Genomic DNA, 16,753 nt, shown 5'->3' with positions numbered 1-16,753 from the left:
AAGAGTCACCGCCCTCCCAAGCGATGACTCGAACCTCCCAGTCAGTGTCAGTATAGGGAGCGCGGGGCTCACGGCGGGTGGAAACGCTGATTAGGGCAGCGGCAGCCCGCTGCGATAGACTTGCTCAGTTGCCTCGGCGAGGGTCCTTCCGGACCGTGATCGACAGGGCGCTCCACAGGAGTGCTGTGTCGAGCGCCTCCCGAGCCACCACTGACCTTCGTTTCACCCCATGACGTATCCCATCAGGAGAATTTCCCGTGGCCGAGATCAAGATCGCCGCCGAAGCACGCACCGAGTTCGGCAAGGGCGCCGCCCGCCGCATCCGTCGTGAGGACAAGGTTCCGGCCGTCCTCTACGGACACGGCTCCGACCCGGTCCACGTGACCCTTCCGGGCCACCAGCTCATGCTGGCGCTCAAGAACTCCAACGCGCTGCTGACGATCGACCTCGGGTCGGACCAGCACCTCGCGATCCCCAAGCAGGTCCAGCGCGACCCGCTCAAGGGCTTCATCGAGCACGCCGACCTGCTCATCGTCCGCAAGGGCGAGAAGGTCACCGTCGACGTCCGCATCAGCACCGTCGGCGACGCGATCAGCGGCAACCTGGTCATCCTGGAGAACGCGTCCGTCGCGATCGAGGCCGAGGCGACCCACATCCCCGAGGCCTTCGAGGTCTCGGTCGAGGGACTCGACGCGGGCGACCAGATCCTCGCCAAGGACATCGAGCTGCCCCAGGGCTCGTCGCTCGCGGTCGACGAGGACCTCCTGATCGTCAACGTCACTGGCGCCCCGACCGAGGCTCAGCTCGAGGCCGAGCTCGCCGAGGCCGAGGCCGAGGCCGGCATCGAGCACGACGCTCCCGAGTCGGAGAGCGACGACGCTCCGGCCGAGGCTGAGGCTGCTGCCGAGTCAGAGTGACCTGGCTCGTCGTCGGGCTCGGCAATCCGGGCCCGGCGTACGCCTCCACGCGCCACAACATCGGCTACATGGTGGCCGACGCCCTCGCGCTTCGCATGGGCGGGACGCCCAAGGCGCTGGGCTGGAAGAAGCACAAGAGCGGTCGTGCTGACGTCGTCGAGGGACGGCTCGCCGGTGAGCGGGTCGTCCTGGGCCGCGCTCGGTCGTACATGAACGAGAGCGGTGGACCGGTCTCGACGCTCGCGAAGTTTTACGGCGTCGAGCCCGATCACGTCATCGCGATCCACGACGAGCTCGACATCGACTTCGGCATGCTGCGGATCAAGCACGGCGGCGGCGACAACGGCCACAACGGGCTGAAGTCGATCCGCCAGTCGCTCGACACCGGCGACTACTACCGAGTGCGCGTCGGCATCGGCCGTCCACCGGGGCGTCAGGACGTGCACGACTTCGTGCTCAAGCCGTACTCGTCGACCGAGCGCAAGGACCTCCCGACGTACGTCGAGGAGGCCGCCGACGCCGTCGAGAGCCTCATCACGGTGGGACTCGACCAGACCCAGAGTGCGTTCAACCGCTAGATGACATCGTCGATGAGAGGCTCCGCATGACACTGGCTCGTCTGGCTGCTCTCGTCGCGGCCGAGCCCACCGTCGCTGCAGTCCTCGCCGATCGCGCCGGCGGGCTCGACTCGCTCGAGGTCCAGGCTCCGGAGCCCCTGCGTCCGTTCCTCACCTACGCCCTCGCGCAGCAGTCGACGGTCGTCGCCGTCACCGCGACCGCCCGCGAGGCCGAGGACCTGACGACCCAGCTCGGTGAGCTGCTCGGCGCCGACGCCGTCACCTACTACCCGGCCTGGGAGACGCTCCCGCACGAGCGGCTGTCACCCCGCTCGGACACCGTCGGCCGCCGGCTCGCGGTGCTGCGCCGGCTGGTGCATCCCACCGAGGCGTCCGACAGCGACTCCGACACCGCGACGGGTCCCGTGCGGGTCGTCGTCGCACCGATCCGCTCGTTGCTGCAGCCGCAGGTCAAGGGTCTGGCCGACCTGGTGCCGGTCGAGCTGCACCGGGGCGACGAGGTCGAGCTCGAGCAGGTCGTCCGCGACCTCGCCGGCGCGGCCTACTCCCGTGTCGACCTGGTCGAGCGGCGCGGCGAGTTCGCCGTGCGCGGCGGCATCATCGACGTCTTCCCGCCGACCGAGGAGCACCCGCTCCGCATCGAGTTCTTCGGCGACGAGGTCGACGAGATCCGGCGCTTCGCCGTGGCCGACCAGCGCACGCTGGAGGAGGTCACCCACGTCTGGGCTCCGCCGTGCCGGGAGCTGCTGCTGACCGACGAGGTGCGGGCCAGGGCGGCCCAGCTCGCCGAGGAGCACCCGTCGCTGGCCGAGATCTTCTCCAAGCTCGCCAACGGCGTGGCCGTCGAGGGCATGGAGTCGCTGACCCCGGTGCTGACCGACCAGATGGAGTCGTTCGTCAACCTGCTGCCGGAGCGGTCGGCGATCCTGCTGATGGACCCCGAGCGCATCAAGGCCCGCGCCGCCGACCTGGTCGCCACGAGCGAGGAGTTCCTGCAGGCGTCGTGGGCTGCTGCCGCGACCGGCGCGGAGTCGCCGATCGACCTCGGCTCCGCAGCCTTCCGCACCCTTGACGACGCCCGTCTGGAGACGCTGGGTCTCGGGCACACGTGGTACGCCCAGTCGCCGTTCGGGCTCGACCTCGACGAAGGCTCGCGAGCGGTCGAGATGGAGGCCGCGCCGGCCTATCGCGGCGACACGACTGCGGCCCTGGCCGACGTCAAGGCGTGGGCCGACGCGGGCATGCGGGTCGTCTTCGTCGCACCCGGCCACGGCCAGGCGCAGCGCACGGTGGAGTGGCTGACCGACGGCGGCGTCGCGGCGGCGTTCGACGACGAGGTGACGGCGCCGTCCGCCGGTGTCGTGCAGGTCAGCCTCGGCGAGCTCGAGCACGGCTTCGTCTCGGCCCCGTTGCAGCTGACCGTCCTGACCTACGACGACCTGGTCGGTCAGCGGGCCGCCGATCGCTCCGAGCGCAAGATGCCGGCCCGCCGCCGCAAGCAGGTCGATCCGCTCGAGCTCAAGACCGGTGACTTCGTCGTCCACGAGCAGCACGGCGTCGGCAAGTACGTCGAGCTGATGCAGCGGGTCGTGCAGGGCGCGGCGCGCGAGTACCTCGTGGTCGAGTACGCGCCGTCCAAGCGCGGACAACCGGCCGACCGGCTGTTCGTCCCGATGGACCAGCTCGACCAGATCAGCCGCTACGTCGGTGGCGAGTCGCCGTCGCTCGACCGTCTCGGCGGAGCGGACTGGACGACCCGCAAGAACAAGGCGCGCAAGGCCGTCCGTCAGATCGCCGGCGAGCTGATCAAGCTCTACGCCGCGCGTCAGGCGACCAAGGGGCATGCCTTCGGCCCCGACACCCCGTGGCAGCGCGAGCTCGAGGACGCGTTCGCCTTCGTCGAGACGCCTGACCAGATGGTGACGATCGACGAGGTCAAGCGTGACATGGAGCGCACCGTGCCGATGGACCGCCTGGTGTGCGGCGACGTCGGCTACGGCAAGACGGAGATCGCGGTGCGGGCGGCGTTCAAGGCGATCCAGGACGGCAAGCAGGTCATCCTGCTGGTGCCGACGACGCTGCTGGTGCAGCAGCACTTCGCGACGTTCGCCGAACGGTTCGGCCAGTTCCCGGTCACCATGAAGCCCCTGTCACGGTTCCAGACCGAGAAGGAGTCCAAGGAGACCCTCGCGGGCCTGGCCGACGGGTCGATCGACATGGTCATCGGCACGCACCGGCTGCTGCAGCCCGGCGTCAAGATCAAGGACCTCGGCCTCGTGATCGTCGACGAGGAGCAGCGGTTCGGCGTCGAGCACAAGGAAGCGATGAAGATGCTGCGCGCGGCCGTCGACGTCCTGTCGATGTCGGCCACGCCCATCCCGCGCACGCTCGAGATGGCGATCACCGGCATCCGCGAGATGTCCACGATCGCGACCCCGCCGGAGGAGCGGCACCCGGTGCTGTCGTTCGTGGGGCCCTACGAGGACCGCCAGGTCATCGCCGCGATCCGCCGCGAGCTGCTGCGCGAGGGGCAGGCGTTCTTCATCCACAACCGGGTCCAGAGCATCGACAAGGCCGTCGCCAAGATCAAGGAGCTCGTGCCCGAGGCACGGGTCGCCGCGGCGCACGGTCAGATGGGGGAGCACCAGCTCGAGGAGGTCATGGTCGACTTCTGGGAGAAGCGCTACGACGTCCTGGTCTGCACCACCATCGTCGAGTCGGGTCTCGACGTGTCCAACGCCAACACCATGATCATCGAGCGCTCCGACACGCTCGGCCTGTCCCAGCTGCACCAGCTGCGCGGTCGCGTCGGACGCTCGCGCGAACGGGCCTACGCCTACTTCCTCTACCCGCCGGAGAAGCCGCTCACCGAGACCGCGCACGACCGCCTGGCGACGATCGCCCAGCACTCCGAGCTCGGTGGCGGCATGGCCGTGGCGATGAAGGACCTCGAGATCCGCGGTGCGGGCAACCTGCTCGGTGGTGAGCAGTCGGGCCACATCGCCGACGTGGGGTTCGACCTCTACGTCCGGCTCGTGGGCGAGGCGGTCGCGGAGTTCCGCGGCGACGCCGAGCCCGAGCGCGAGGTCAAGATCGAGCTGCCGATCGAGGCGCACCTGCCGCACGACTACGTCGGCAGCGAGCGGCTCCGCCTCGAGATGTACAAGCGCCTGGCCGACGTCCGCGCGCTCAGCGACGTCGACGAGATCCGCGGCGAGCTGGTCGACCGCTACGGCGAGCCGCCCGAGGCCGTCGACGTGCTGCTCGACGTGGCTCGCCTGCGGGTCCGCGTGCGCGAGGCCGGCCTGACCGAGGTCACGGCGGCAGGGCCCAACGTCCGGTTCGCCCCGATGACGCTGCCCGACTCCGCCCAGATGCGCCTGCAGCGGGTCTATCCCCGCAGCACCTACAAGGTCGCCGCGGAGGTTGCCCTCGTGCCGCGCCCGAAGACCGCGCCGGTGGGCGGCAAGCCGCTGGTCGGCCGCGAGCTCCTGGAGTGGACCCGCACCGTCATCGACACCCTCGTCCCGCCCCCCGCACCCACCCCCTGACCGGCCCCCGTCCGCGGGAGGTGGATCCTCCACCGAACGAGGCCTTTTCCGGGCCCAGAAGGTGGAATCTCAACCGCAAGAGGCCGCGCGAGGTTGCAGATCCACCTTTCCGAGGCGCGGCGACCGCGGCGGCTCAGCCTTCTTCGCGCAGGCGCGGGGGAGTCGCGTTCTTCGCCTTGATGCCGTGCTTGTCGGCATAGAACGCGCGGACGATGTCCATGTCGGTCGTCGCATCGCCGGAGGCGTGGAACGTCGGCCCGAACCCCATCGTCCTCGTCGGCGGGTCGAAGAACGCCAGGGTGATCGGCAGCCCGGTGTCCTTCGACAGCCGCAGGAAGCCGGACTTCCAGAACTCGCCCTTCGACCGCGTGCCCTCGGCGGCGAGGATGAGGCGGAACGGCTCGCCCGAGCCGGCCTCGTCGACGAGGTCACGGACGACGGTGCTGGCGTTGTCGCGGTCGAGCGGCACGCCGCCGAAGGCCTTGAGCAGCCAGCCGAGTGGCCCCTTGAACAGCTGCTTCTTGACCAGCACGCGAGGGTGCGCGCCGTCGTGCCACATGACCAGCAGCATCGTGACGAAGTCCCAGTTGGACGTGTGGGGAGCACCGACGAGGATGCCGGTCTGCGGCACCTCGCCCACCATCTCGTAGCGCATGAGGCGAACGATTCCGCGGCTCAGCCGCTGCCGGATCATGCAGCAACCCTAGAGCAGCGGCGGTCACGGCTCGCCGCACGCAGCGCCTACGCCGAGGCAGGGCGTCCTGCGACGAGCCGGTGGCCCGCGGCCGCGGCCGCGAGCAGCGATCCGAGCCACATCAGGGCATAGCCGATCAGCGCCTGCCTGGTCACCAGCCACGCCCCGTCGAACGCGAAGGAGATCTCGGAGGAGTACGAGGCATCGTCTGCGGCAGGGCCCATGGAGGAGCCGTCGACGGTGCGGGTGTCGAGCAGCACGACCGCCAGGCCGGCCAGGAGCAGAAGTCCGCCGGCGACGAGCAGATGACGTGGAGAGCGCATGCCTCCCAGTCTGGCGCAGGAAGCGGAATTGTTGCGGAAGACAACGACCCCACTAGCGTGTATCCATGGCTTTTCGAGGATCGCTCCGCCAGCTCGTCCGCACCAAGGACGTCGACCACGTCATTCACCAGAACGACGCCGACCCGACGGAGGAGGGGCATCACGCCAGGCTCGACCGGCGTCTGACGGTCTGGGACCTCATGGGGTTCGGCATCGGCATCGTGATCGGCACGGGCATCTTCACGCTCACCGGCACGGCCGCCAAGGACAACGCCGGGCCTGCGGTGATGATCTCGTTCCTGATCGCCGGCATCGTCGCGATGCTCGCGGCCCTCTGCTACGCCGAGCTCGCCGCAGCAGTGCCCACTGCCGGCAGCTCGTACACGTACGCCTACACGACGATCGGCGAGATCTTCGCGTGGATCATCGCGTGGGACCTGATCCTGGAGTTCGCGCTCGGCGCTGCGGTCGTCGCGCGCGGGTGGTCGGGCTACCTGCAGGGCGTGTTCGACCTGCCCAAGGCGTTCTTCGGCGAGGAGGACAGCACGATCAACCTCGGAGCGGTGTTCATCGTCGTGGTGCTCGGCTTCGTGGCCGCGATGGGCATCCGTGAGTCCAAGCTCGTCACCAACTCGCTGGTCGTCATCAAGGTCTCGATCTGCCTGTTCATCATCGGCGTCGGCCTGTTCTACGTCAGCCTCGACAACCAGACGCCCTACATCCCGCCGAGCGAGAAGGCCGAGGGTGCGAGCGGCCTCAAGCAGCCGCTGTGGCAGTGGGTCACCGGCATCGACCAGACGGCGTACGGCGTGACCGGTGTGCTGGTCGCCGCGGCGATCGTGTTCTTCGCCTACTCCGGCTTCGAGGCGGTCGCCAACCTCGGCGAGGAGACCAAGGACCCCGCCAAGGACATGCCGCGCGGCCTGATCGGCACCCTCGTGATCTGCACCGTGCTCTACGTCGCGGTGTGCTTCGTGCTCACGGGCATGGTCAAGTACACGAACCTCAGCACGGGGGAGCCCCTGGCGGACGCGTTCGACCAGGCAGGGCTGGGGTGGGCCGGCATCATCATCGGCACGGCAGCCGTCGCCGGCCTCACCTCGGTGATCCTGGTCGACATCGTCGCGATGGGTCGCATCGGCTTCGCGCTGTGCCGCGACGGGCTGCTGCCGCCCGCGATCGGCAGGATCCACCCGAAGTTCCACACGCCCGTGGTGATCACGGTCGGCACGACGGTCGCGGTGGCGATCCTCGGCGCGTTCGTGCCGCTGGCCGTGCTGGCCGAGATGGTGTCGATCGGCACCCTGTTCGCCTTCCTGGTGGTGTCGGTGGCCGTCGTCGTGCTGCGCCGGACCAAGCCGCGCATGAAGCGTCCCTTCCGCACGCCCCAGGTGCCGCTGCTGCCGATCGTGTCCGGCGTGCTCTGCATCGCCCTGATGACCAACCTCGCGGTCGAGACGTGGCTGCGATTCCTCGTGTGGCTCGCGCTCGGCCTGGTCGTCTACTTCGTGTACGGCCGGCATCACTCCAAGCTGCACGCCTCGGGCGCTGACGCGAGGGACGGCGCCGGGCGCTGAGCGTTCGTGGGTAACCTGTGACCATGCTCACTCGCGCTCGCGCCGTCGTCCTTGCCGTCGCCGGTCTCTCGCTCGCCGCCTGCAGCAACGTCCACCCCGGTGCGGCCGCGGTCGTCGGCGACACGTCGATCTCGATGAAGACCCTCGACGAGACCGCCGCGGTCTACTGCATCGACCAGCTCAACCAGGCCAAGCAGCAGGGCATCACCGCGGTCAGCAACAGCGCCGTGCGCCAGCAGGCCGTGCTCGCGCTGGCGACGCTGACCGTCGCGCGCGAGATCGCCGACGAGAAGGGCCTCGAGATCGATCCCGGGTCGTACGAGGTGCCCGACGGTGATCGTGACGCCGTGGCCAAGGCTTTCCCGGGCATCGACGTCGACACGACGGTCTCGGTCATCAGCGACAGCCGTGAGATCTCCGCGATCGCGCTGGCCCTCGGCGAGGCCTCGACCGGGCAGACGGCCACGGAGCAGACGCAGGCGCAGCTGGCCGAGGTGGGACAGAAGGAGATCACCGACGAGTTCGCCGCCAAGGACGTGAAGTTCTCGCCGCGCTTCGCCCTCAGCCCGTCCGGTCAGCCGCGTGACAGCAGCACGGGCTCGATCTCGGTCGCCCCGGTCGACCTGGAGGCCACCCCGGCCGAGGAGCTCCCGGACGACCAGCGCTGCTCCTGATGCAGATCCTGGTGCTCAGCCCGCGCGTCGCGCCGGGCATCCTGACCCTGCCGGCCTGGGACGCCCTCCGCGCGGCGACCTCCGTGCTGACCCCCGAGGACAGTCCTCACGTGCAGGCGATCGTGGCCTCCGGCATCGCCGTCGAGGTGACCCCTGCGCCGCCGGCGTACGCACCGGGGACGGTCTGGATCGCTCCCGTGGGGCAGGCGGCCTGGGCGCGGACGGTCGCCGACGACCTGATGGCCGGTGCGGGCGCGGCAGACGTCGAGGTGGTCTTCGGCTCGTACGAGCTGCCCGGCTCGTCGCTGCTCGACGTCGTCGAGGTCATGGACCGGCTGCGCCGCGAGTGCCCGTGGACGGCGCAGCAGACCCACGACAGCCTGAGCCACTACCTGCTCGAGGAGGCGCACGAGACCCTCGAGGCGCTCGACAGCGGTGACAGCGAGCACCTGCGCGAAGAGCTCGGCGACCTGCTGATGCAGATCGTCTTCCACGCCCGCATCGCCGCCGAGATGCCCCCGGACGAGGGAGGCGGGTGGGACATCGACGACGTCGCCGCCGGCATCGCCGGCAAGCTGATCTATCGCAACCCGCACGTCTTCGCCGACGGTGACGCGACGACGGCCGAGGAGGTCGACGCCGCCTGGCAGCGGCTCAAGGCGACGGAGAAGCAGCGCACGTCGGTGCTCGAGGGCATCCCCGCGACCCTGCCCGCCCTGGCCTATGCCGACAAGGTCATCGGCCGGCTCGGCGACGTCGCCACCTCCGGGCCTGACCTCGGCTCACGGCTGCTGGCGCTGGTCGCCGAGGCGCGGTCGCACGGCGTCGACGCGGAGGAGACCCTGCGCCAGGCCGTCCGCCTGCTGGGCTGACCAGCGTCCATCCCGGGTCCGGAGCGGTGCGCTCGCGTCCAGGGTCGCGGCGCACGTGGACGCCAGCGCACCGCCTCGGCTGGAGGGGGGACGCCAGTGCACCGCCTCTGACGGGCGAGGCGGGTCGGAGCGCGGGGTCGGCGGGACTAGGCTGTCCCCGCACGTTCTTTCACTCACGAGGAGCAGTCTCTTGGCACGCATCGACGCCGTCGGCGCACGGGAAATTCTGGACTCACGGGGCAACCCGACCGTCGAGGTCGAGGTCGCCCTCGACGACGGCACCATCGGTCGCGCGGCGGTGCCGTCCGGCGCCTCCACCGGCGCGTTCGAGGCCGTCGAGCTGAGGGACGGCGGCAAGCGCTACCTCGGCAAGGGCGTGCTCAAGGCCGTCGGCGGGGTCAACGACAAGATCGGCAAGGCTCTCGTCGGCTTCGAGGCCGACGACCAGCGCGCGATCGACCAGGCCATGCTCGACCTCGACGGCACGGCCAACAAGGCCAAGCTCGGCGCCAACGCGATCCTCGGCGTCTCGCTCGCCGCGGCCAAGGCTGCGGCCGAGTCGGCCAAGCTGCCGCTGTTCCGCTACGTCGGCGGCCCCAACGCCCACGTGCTGCCCGTCCCGATGATGAACATCCTCAACGGTGGGTCGCACGCCGACTCCAACGTCGACATCCAGGAGTTCATGATCGCGCCGATCGGTGCGTCGTCGTTCTCCGAGGCGCTGCGCCAGGGCGCCGAGGTCTACCACTGCCTCAAGTCGGTGCTCAACGAGCAGGGACTCTCCACGGGTCTCGGCGACGAGGGCGGCTTCGCGCCCAACCTCGACTCCAACCGTGCAGCGCTCGAGCTCATCTCGGTCGCGATCGAGAAGGCCGGACTCAAGGTCGGCACCGACATCGCGATGGCGCTCGACGTCGCCGCGTCGGAGTTCTTCACGTCCTCCGAGTCCGGGGCGGGCACCTACGCCTTCGAGGGCCAGCAGAAGTCGGCCGAGGAGATGTCGGCCTACTACGCCGAGCTCGCCGCCGACTTCCCGATCGTCTCGATCGAGGACCCGCTCGACGAGGACGACTGGTCCGGCTGGACGACGCTGACCGAGACGATCGGCAACGACGTGCAGATCGTCGGTGACGACCTCTTCGTCACCAACGTCGAGCGTCTGACCCGCGGCATCGAGGAGGGCGCGGCCAACGCGCTGCTCGTCAAGGTCAACCAGATCGGCTCGCTGACCGAGACCCTCGACTCCGTCGAGCTGGCCCACCGTCACGGCTTCGCCTGCATGATGAGCCACCGCTCCGGCGAGACCGAGGACACCACGATCGCCGACCTCGCGGTCGCGACCAACTGCGGCCAGATCAAGACCGGCGCCCCGGCCCGCTCCGACCGCGTCGCGAAGTACAACCAGCTGCTCCGCATCGAGGAGCTCCTCGGCTCGGCGGCCTCCTACGCCGGAGCCTCGGCGTTTCCGCGGCTGGCGCTCTGACCCGTGGCAGCACGCTCACCCCGCGGTCCCGGACGACCACCGGCCAAACGTGGTCCGTCCGGGCAGCGGGGTGGGCGCTCGACGCCACGGGCGAAGACCCCCGCCAAGCCGGCGGCGACTGCCGGCTCCGGCCCGCAGCTGACGACCCGCGCGGTCGTGCTGCTGTCGGTCGTCCTGCTGCTGCTGGCCTCCTACACGTCGACGCTGCACGCCTGGTGGCAGCAGCGCGGTGAGATCCAGACCACGAAGGCCCTCATCGCGACGACGAACCAGCAGATCGCCGAGCTTGAGGACCAGAAGCAGCGCTGGAACGACCCGGCCTACGTCAAGCAGCAGGCCAAGGAGCGCTTCGGCTGGGTCTCGCCGGGCGAGGTGGGATACCGCGTCATCGGCAGCGACGGCAAGGTGCAGGGCGCCGACGTGCCGACGCTCGACGTGCCGACCGAGGCCAGGCAGCCCGACTGGTACGACAAGCTCTGGGGCAGCGTGAAGGAGGCAGGCAAGACGCCGAAGCCGCAGCCCACCAACACCCCCGACCCCGACAAGGTGCTGAAGGACCAGTGACTCGACACCCCATGGACCGAACATGGTGAACCAGGTGGCGCAGGCCGACCTCGACGCGATCGCCGAGCAGCTCGGACGCACCCCGCGTGGCACCCTCGCGATCATGTCGCGCTGCCCGTCCGGCCACCCCAACGTGGTCAAGACGGAGCCGCGGCTGCCCGACGGCACGCCGTTCCCGACGATGTTCTACCTGACGTGCCCGCGGCTCGCCGGCGAGATCGGCACCCTCGAGGCGTCCGGTCTCATGAAGGAGATGACCGAGCGCATCGCCACGGACGCCGAGCTCGCCGCGCACTACGCGCGGGCCCACGAGAGCTATCTCGCCGAGCGCGAGGCCATCGGTCACGTGCCCGAGATCGACGGCATCACCGCGGGCGGCATGCCGACGCGGGTCAAGTGCCTGCACGTCCTGGTGGGCCACTCGCTCGCGAAGGGACCCGGCGTCAACCCGCTGGGCGACGAGACCATCGAGCTGCTCGGCGCGTGGTGGGAGGGCAACTCCTGCAGCGCCGACTGGGTCGAGCCCGAGGTCACTGACTGACGCTGCGGTACTCCACGTGGGGCCGGCCGCTGCCGCCGTAGCGGGTGCCGCGGGAGAGCAGCCCCATCTCGGCGAGGTGCTCGAGATAGCGGCGCGCCGTCACGCGTGACGACCCGACCAGCTCGGCGACCTCTCCGGCGCTGAGCCCTGCCGCGGCGGACGTGAGCACCCGGCGGACGTCCTCGAGCGTCTCGGCGCTGAGCCCCTTGGGCAGCGGGACGTCGCCCGGCGCCGGGCGCATCGCGCCGAAGACGGCGTCCACGGCGTCCTGGTCGACCGACTCGTCACGCCCCAGGGTGGCGCGGAACGTCGCGTACTGACGCAGCTTGACCTCGAACATCGCGAACGTGAACGGCTTGAGCAGATAGGCCACGACGCCGTGGGCGACGGCCTGGCGGACGACCTCGGCGTCCCTGGCCGACGTCACGGCGATGACGTCGTGCAGCCCGCCGGTGGCCCGGAGCCGGCGCAGCAGGTCGAGCCCGTGCCCGTCGGGCAGGTTCATGTCGAGCAGCACCAGGTCGACCGACTCGCTGCTGAGCAGCCGTGCGGCGTCCTGGAACGATCGCGCGACCTCGACGACCTCGAAGCCGGGCATCCGCTCGACGTACGTGCGGTGCGCCTCTGCGGCGATCTGCTCGTCCTCGACCACGAGGACCCGGATCGTCATGGGCGTGCTCCGATGCGGATCGCGAACCGCGCGCCGCCGAGGTCGCTGGTCCCGATCGTCGCCGTGCCGTCGTGACGCCGGACGACCTGCCCGACGAGAGCCAGCCCGATGCCGTGGCCCTCGGTCTCGTCGTCGGACTTGGTCGACCAGCCGCGCACGAACACCGACTCCCGGTCGGCCGGCTCGATGCCCGGACCGCTGTCCTCGACCACGAGGTCGAGCGAGGTCGGGGTCGAGGTCATCGACAGGCGCACGCGGCGGCCGACCGACGCCTGGGCCGCGTCGATCGCGTTGTCGAGCAGGTTGCCGACCAGGGTCACGGCCTCGTGCGGTGTGAGGGTCATGCCGGTGACGGACGTCGTCGGAGCCAGCTCGAGGTCGACCCCGCGCTCGACGGCCTGCGTCGTCTTGCCGAGCAGCAGCGCCGCGACGACCGGCTCCTCGATCGACTCGACGAGGTGGTCGGCGAGGCGGCGGGCCACGTCGAGCTCGCGGGTCGCGAAGTCGATCGCCTCCTCGGGTCGGCCGATCTCGATGAGCGACACCATCGTGTGCAGGCGGTTGGCGGACTCGTGGTTCTGGGCGCGCAGGGCGTCGGCCAGACCGCGGACGGTGTCGAGCTCGGCGGTGACGCCCTGCAGCTCGGTGCGGTCGCGCAGCGTCACGACCGAGCCGACCTCGCGGCCCTCCCAGCGCGCCGGCGCCTGGTTGACCACCAGGACGCGGTCGCCGACGACGTGCACGGAGTCGTGGAGCGCGCCGCCGCTGAGGGCGGCGACCAGGCCCGGCTCCAGCCCGAGGCCTGCAAGACCCAGGCCGGTGGCGCTCTCGTCGAGGTCGAGCAGCCGCGCGGCCTCGTCGTTCATCAGCGTCAGCCGGCCGTCGTGGTCGAGCAGCAGCAACCCTTCGCGAACGGCCCGGAGCACCGCGTCGTAGTACTCGTACATGCGGGTGATCTCCCGCTCGCCCAGGCCGTGGGTCTGACGGCGTAGGCGCCGGCTCGCCGCCCAGGCGCCCAGCGTGCCCAGCAGCCCGACCCCCAGGGCAGCGGCGATGATCCGGGGGAGTGCCTCGAGCACCTGCCGGTCGACCTTGCGGTTGGTGATGCCGACCGACACGAGGCCGCGGACGGTGCCGTCGACCGTCACGGGCACGACCGCGCGCACCGACGGCCCGAGCGTCCCGGTGTACTTCTCGGTGATCGCCTGCCCCTGCGCGGCCTCGTCGATGTGGCCGAGGAACTTCCGGCCGATGTTGGCGGGGTCGGGGTGGGAGTAGCGGGTGCCGGTCGGGCTCATGATCGTCACGAAGTCGGTGCCGGTGGCGCCGCGGACCCGCTCCGCGTAGGGCTGGAGCACCGCGGACGGATCGGCGTCGGCGAACGCGTCGCGGACCGTCGGTGCCGCGGCGACCGCCAGCGAGATGTCGAGTGCGCGGGCGCTCGCGGCCGCTGTGCTGTCGGAGCGGGCGTCCAGCCAGGCGAGGGCCGTGCCGCCGACGACGATCACGAGGACGACCGCCAGCTGCCACACGAGCATCTGGCGTGCCACGGTGCGTTCGCCGGCTCGACCCATGCCCGCATTCTCCCTGACGCGTCACCGGGCGACACCTCGGCACTGTGACCGCGGTCACGAACTTTACGAACACAACCGTGAGCGGGGTCACAACCTGTCGGATGCTGGGCGGGCACACCGATCGTCCAGGAGGACACATGTCATCGAACGCGCCGCGGACGGTCCGCAAGGACCGCACGCACTATCTCTACATCGCCGTCATCGCGGCCGTGATCGCCGGCATCACCGTCGGCCTCGTGGCACCCGACTTCGCGGTCGAGCTCAAGCCGCTGGGCACCGGGTTCGTCGCCCTCATCAAGATGATGATCGCCCCGGTGATCTTCTGCACCCTGGTGCTCGGCGTGGGCTCGGTGGCCAAGGCCTCCCAGGTCGGCAAGGTGGGCGGCCTGGCGCTCGGCTACTTCCTGACGATGTCGCTCGTGGCCCTGACGATCGGGCTGGTGGTCGGCAACTTCCTCAAGCCGGGTGACGGCCTGAAGATCACGCCCGACGTCGCCTCGGCCGGCGGCGAGCAGGTCTCGAAGGAGTCGCAGTCGACCACCGAGTTCCTCCTGCACATGATCCCCGACACCCTGGTGTCGTCGCTGACGTCCGGCGAGGTGCTGCAGACGCTGCTCGTCGCCCTGCTGTTCGGCTTCGCGCTGCAGGCCATGGGCTCGGCCGGTGCACCCGTCCTGACCGGCATCGGCCACATCCAGAAGGTCGTCTTCCGCATCCTGGCCATGATCATGTGGGCCGCTCCCATCGGCGCGTTCGGCGCGATGGCGGCCGTCGTCGGTGAGACCGGGGTGGACGCCCTCAAGGCGCTCGCCGTCATCATGATCGGCTTCTACGTCACCTGCGCGGTGTTCGTGTTCGTCATGCTCGGCACGATCCTGCGAGTGGTGACCGGCATCAACATCTTCTCGCTGCTGAAGTACCTCGGTCGCGAGTTCCTGCTGATCTTCTCGACGTCGTCCTCGGAGTCGGCGCTGCCCCGCCTGATCGCCAAGATGGAGCACGCGGGCGTCGCCAAGCCGACCGTCGGCGTCGTGGTGCCGACGGGCTACTCGTTCAACCTCGACGGCACGATGATCTACCTGACGATGGCATCGCTGTTCATCGCCGAGGCGATGGGTGATCCGCTGTCGCTCGGCGAGCAGGTGTCGCTGCTGCTGTTCATGATGGTCGCCTCCAAGGGCGCTGCCGGTGTCACGGGTGCCGGCATGGCGACCCTGGCCGGTGGCCTGAGCTCGCACCGCCCCGACCTGATCGACGGCGTCGGCCTGATCGTGGGCATCGACCGCTTCATGTCGGAGGCCCGCGCGGTCACCAACTTCGCCGGCAACGCCGTCGCGACCGTGCTGGTGGCCTCGTGGACGGGCACCCTCGACCGGGACCAGCTCGACCGCACGCTCGCGGGCGACAGCCCCTTCGACGAGGCGACGATGGTCGACGACCACGACCCGGCGCCCGTCGCGGAGGTCGTGCCTGAGCCGGCACCGGCGCGGGAGCCCGCCGGGGTCTGAGAGCGCGCCAGGACGGGACCCGCACGAGTCGTGCGGGTCCCGTCGCTATGCTCGTGGTCATGCCCGACGACTCCCGTCATCGCGTTGCGGCGATCGACTGCGGCACCAACTCCATCCGACTCCTCATCAGCGACATCGACGGGGACACCAAGAGCGACCTCCTGCGCGAGATGCGGATCGTCCGGCTCGGCCAGGACGTCGACCGCACGGGACACCTCGCCGAGGAGGCCGTCGCCCGCACGCTGGGGGCCACCCGCGAGTACGCCGAGCTCATCGCGATGTTCGGCGTCACCGACATCCGGTTCTGCGCGACGTCGGCCATGCGCGACGCCGACAACGCCGCCGACCTCGAGGACGCGGTCGAGGGCATCCTCGGCGTGCGGCCCGAGGTGCTCGCCGGGGTCGACGAGGCACGAGCCTCGTTCCTGGGGGCGACCCGTGACCTCGAGCAGGTCCGCACCCTCGTGGTCGACATCGGCGGCGGCTCCACCGAGCTGGTGGTCGGCTCGGGCGACGAGATCGAGTGGTCGGTGTCGCTCGACATCGGCTCCGTGCGGCTCACCGAGCGGTTCCTCTCCGGCGACCCTGCCCCGGTCAACGAGGTCACCGACTGCATGGCCTATCTCGACGGCATCATCCGACCCGTGCTCGCGGGGCTCGCACCGATCGGCTCGTTCGTGGGGGTCGCCGGCACGGTGACGACCGTCGCTGCCCACTCGCTGGCGCTGCCGTCGTACGACTCCGAGACGATCCACGGCGCCAAGCTCGCTCTCGACGACGTCCAGGCAGCCTGCCTGTCGCTGGTGCAGATGTCGGTCGCCGACCGCCGCGCCCTGCCGTTCATGCACCCGGGGCGCGCCGACGTCATCGGGGCCGGCTCCGTGATCCTCGACCGGCTGGTCGAGCTGCTGCCGCTCGACACCGACACCCTGGTGGTCAGCGAGCACGACATCCTCGACGGCATCGCCTGGGACATGGTGCGCTGACCGGCGCCACCCACGTCAGATCAGTCGGCTGCGCACCGCCCAGACCACGGCCTCGATGGGCGTCTTGACGCCGAGCCGGTCGCAGATCAGGCGTCCGCGTCGTCGCAGGGTGCGCTCCGACATGCCGAGCTCGCGGGCGATCGCCTCGGTCGTGAGACCTGTGCTGATGAGCCGCAGGACGGCGAGATCGTCGTCGGAGAGGTCGGCGGTCCTTGTCATGCCGGCCCCCTCGATCGCCTGT

General features: G+C 70.2%; 16 protein-coding genes. 11 read left to right on the top strand and 5 right to left on the bottom strand.

Features of this window, described 5'->3' with window-relative positions; translation table 11 throughout:
* Positions 1 to 257 precede the first annotated feature (257 nt).
* Genes HQK15_RS00165 through mfd form a run of 3 tightly spaced genes read left to right on the top strand, consistent with a single transcriptional unit; the run spans position 258 to position 5,046 of the window.
* The gene (locus tag HQK15_RS00165; protein WP_173489435.1) at positions 258 to 917 is read left to right on the top strand and encodes a 50S ribosomal protein L25/general stress protein Ctc; all 660 of its coding nucleotides are present in this window, start codon (positions 258 to 260) and stop codon (positions 915 to 917) included.
* The gene (gene pth, locus HQK15_RS00160; RefSeq protein ID WP_173489434.1) at positions 914 to 1,495 is read left to right on the top strand and encodes an aminoacyl-tRNA hydrolase; all 582 of its coding nucleotides are present in this window, start codon (positions 914 to 916) and stop codon (positions 1,493 to 1,495) included. Before HQK15_RS00165 ends, pth begins: the two co-directional genes overlap by 4 nt.
* Before the next feature lie 26 nt (positions 1,496 to 1,521).
* The gene (mfd, locus tag HQK15_RS00155; RefSeq protein WP_173489433.1) at positions 1,522 to 5,046 is read left to right on the top strand and encodes a transcription-repair coupling factor; all 3,525 of its coding nucleotides are present in this window, start codon (positions 1,522 to 1,524) and stop codon (positions 5,044 to 5,046) included.
* A 133-nt stretch (positions 5,047 to 5,179) separates the two neighbouring features.
* Here mfd and HQK15_RS00150 read toward each other — a convergent pair whose 3' ends face one another.
* Both HQK15_RS00150 and HQK15_RS00145 read right to left on the bottom strand, forming a co-directional pair.
* Positions 5,180 to 5,740, bottom strand: coding sequence for a 1-acyl-sn-glycerol-3-phosphate acyltransferase (locus tag HQK15_RS00150; RefSeq protein WP_173489432.1), 561 nt, complete (start codon positions 5,738 to 5,740; stop codon positions 5,180 to 5,182).
* Positions 5,741 to 5,787: 47 nt separating this feature from the next.
* The gene (locus HQK15_RS00145) at positions 5,788 to 6,063 is read right to left on the bottom strand and encodes a hypothetical protein (RefSeq protein ID WP_173489431.1); all 276 of its coding nucleotides are present in this window, start codon (positions 6,061 to 6,063) and stop codon (positions 5,788 to 5,790) included.
* Positions 6,064 to 6,128: 65 nt separating this feature from the next.
* Here HQK15_RS00145 and HQK15_RS00140 point away from each other — a divergent pair, with 65 nt between their 5' ends.
* The 6 genes from HQK15_RS00140 to HQK15_RS00115 all read left to right on the top strand — a co-directional run bounded on the left by HQK15_RS00140 (position 6,129) and on the right by HQK15_RS00115 (position 11,774).
* Positions 6,129 to 7,640, top strand: coding sequence for an APC family permease (locus HQK15_RS00140; RefSeq protein WP_173489430.1), 1,512 nt, complete (start codon positions 6,129 to 6,131; stop codon positions 7,638 to 7,640).
* 23 nt (positions 7,641 to 7,663) lie between these two features.
* Positions 7,664 to 8,314 (top strand): hypothetical protein, encoded by a 651-nt coding sequence (locus tag HQK15_RS00135; protein ID WP_173489429.1) that lies wholly within the window; start codon positions 7,664 to 7,666, stop codon positions 8,312 to 8,314.
* The gene (locus HQK15_RS00130; RefSeq protein WP_173489428.1) at positions 8,314 to 9,186 is read left to right on the top strand and encodes a nucleoside triphosphate pyrophosphohydrolase; all 873 of its coding nucleotides are present in this window, start codon (positions 8,314 to 8,316) and stop codon (positions 9,184 to 9,186) included. Before HQK15_RS00135 ends, HQK15_RS00130 begins: the two co-directional genes overlap by 1 nt.
* 190 nt (positions 9,187 to 9,376) lie before the next feature.
* Positions 9,377 to 10,669, top strand: a complete 1,293-nt coding sequence (gene eno / locus HQK15_RS00125; RefSeq protein ID WP_173489427.1) for a phosphopyruvate hydratase — start codon at positions 9,377 to 9,379, stop codon at positions 10,667 to 10,669.
* Between the two features lie 3 nt (positions 10,670 to 10,672).
* Positions 10,673 to 11,233, top strand: a complete 561-nt coding sequence (locus HQK15_RS18345) for an FtsB family cell division protein (RefSeq protein ID WP_173489426.1) — start codon at positions 10,673 to 10,675, stop codon at positions 11,231 to 11,233.
* A 22-nt stretch (positions 11,234 to 11,255) separates the two neighbouring features.
* Positions 11,256 to 11,774, top strand: coding sequence for a DUF501 domain-containing protein (locus HQK15_RS00115; RefSeq protein ID WP_173489425.1), 519 nt, complete (start codon positions 11,256 to 11,258; stop codon positions 11,772 to 11,774).
* On the opposite strand, the gene HQK15_RS00110 is transcribed toward HQK15_RS00115, so the two are convergent.
* A complete protein-coding gene (locus HQK15_RS00110) occupies positions 11,764 to 12,444 on the bottom strand; it encodes a response regulator (RefSeq protein ID WP_173489424.1) in 681 nt (226 codons plus the stop codon). The two genes, HQK15_RS00115 and HQK15_RS00110, sit on opposite strands and share 11 nt — an antisense overlap.
* Positions 12,441 to 14,018 carry a sensor histidine kinase gene (locus HQK15_RS00105; RefSeq protein WP_217361302.1) on the bottom strand — a complete coding sequence of 526 codons (1,578 nt, stop codon included), beginning with the start codon at positions 14,016 to 14,018 and terminating at the stop codon, positions 12,441 to 12,443. Before HQK15_RS00105 ends, HQK15_RS00110 begins: the two co-directional genes overlap by 4 nt.
* Positions 14,019 to 14,155: 137 nt before the next feature.
* Here HQK15_RS00105 and HQK15_RS00100 point away from each other — a divergent pair, with 137 nt between their 5' ends.
* Positions 14,156 to 15,526: a cation:dicarboxylate symporter family transporter gene (locus HQK15_RS00100; protein WP_173489423.1), complete on the top strand. Its 1,371-nt coding sequence runs from the start codon at positions 14,156 to 14,158 to the stop codon at positions 15,524 to 15,526.
* 59 nt (positions 15,527 to 15,585) lie between these two features.
* Positions 15,586 to 16,512 (top strand): Ppx/GppA phosphatase family protein, encoded by a 927-nt coding sequence (locus HQK15_RS00095; protein ID WP_173489422.1) that lies wholly within the window; start codon positions 15,586 to 15,588, stop codon positions 16,510 to 16,512.
* A gap of 15 nt (positions 16,513 to 16,527) precedes the next feature.
* Here HQK15_RS00095 and HQK15_RS00090 read toward each other — a convergent pair whose 3' ends face one another.
* Positions 16,528 to 16,731, bottom strand: coding sequence for a LuxR C-terminal-related transcriptional regulator (locus tag HQK15_RS00090; protein ID WP_173489421.1), 204 nt, complete (start codon positions 16,729 to 16,731; stop codon positions 16,528 to 16,530).
* Between the last annotated feature and the right edge of the window lie 22 nt (positions 16,732 to 16,753).

This window comes from Aeromicrobium stalagmiti, assembly GCF_013283745.1.
In the GTDB taxonomy this organism is placed as follows: domain Bacteria; phylum Actinomycetota; class Actinomycetes; order Propionibacteriales; family Nocardioidaceae; genus Aeromicrobium; species Aeromicrobium stalagmiti.
Note: the sequence above shows the minus strand (reverse complement) of the source record. Positions and strands in the feature narration are given on the sequence as shown.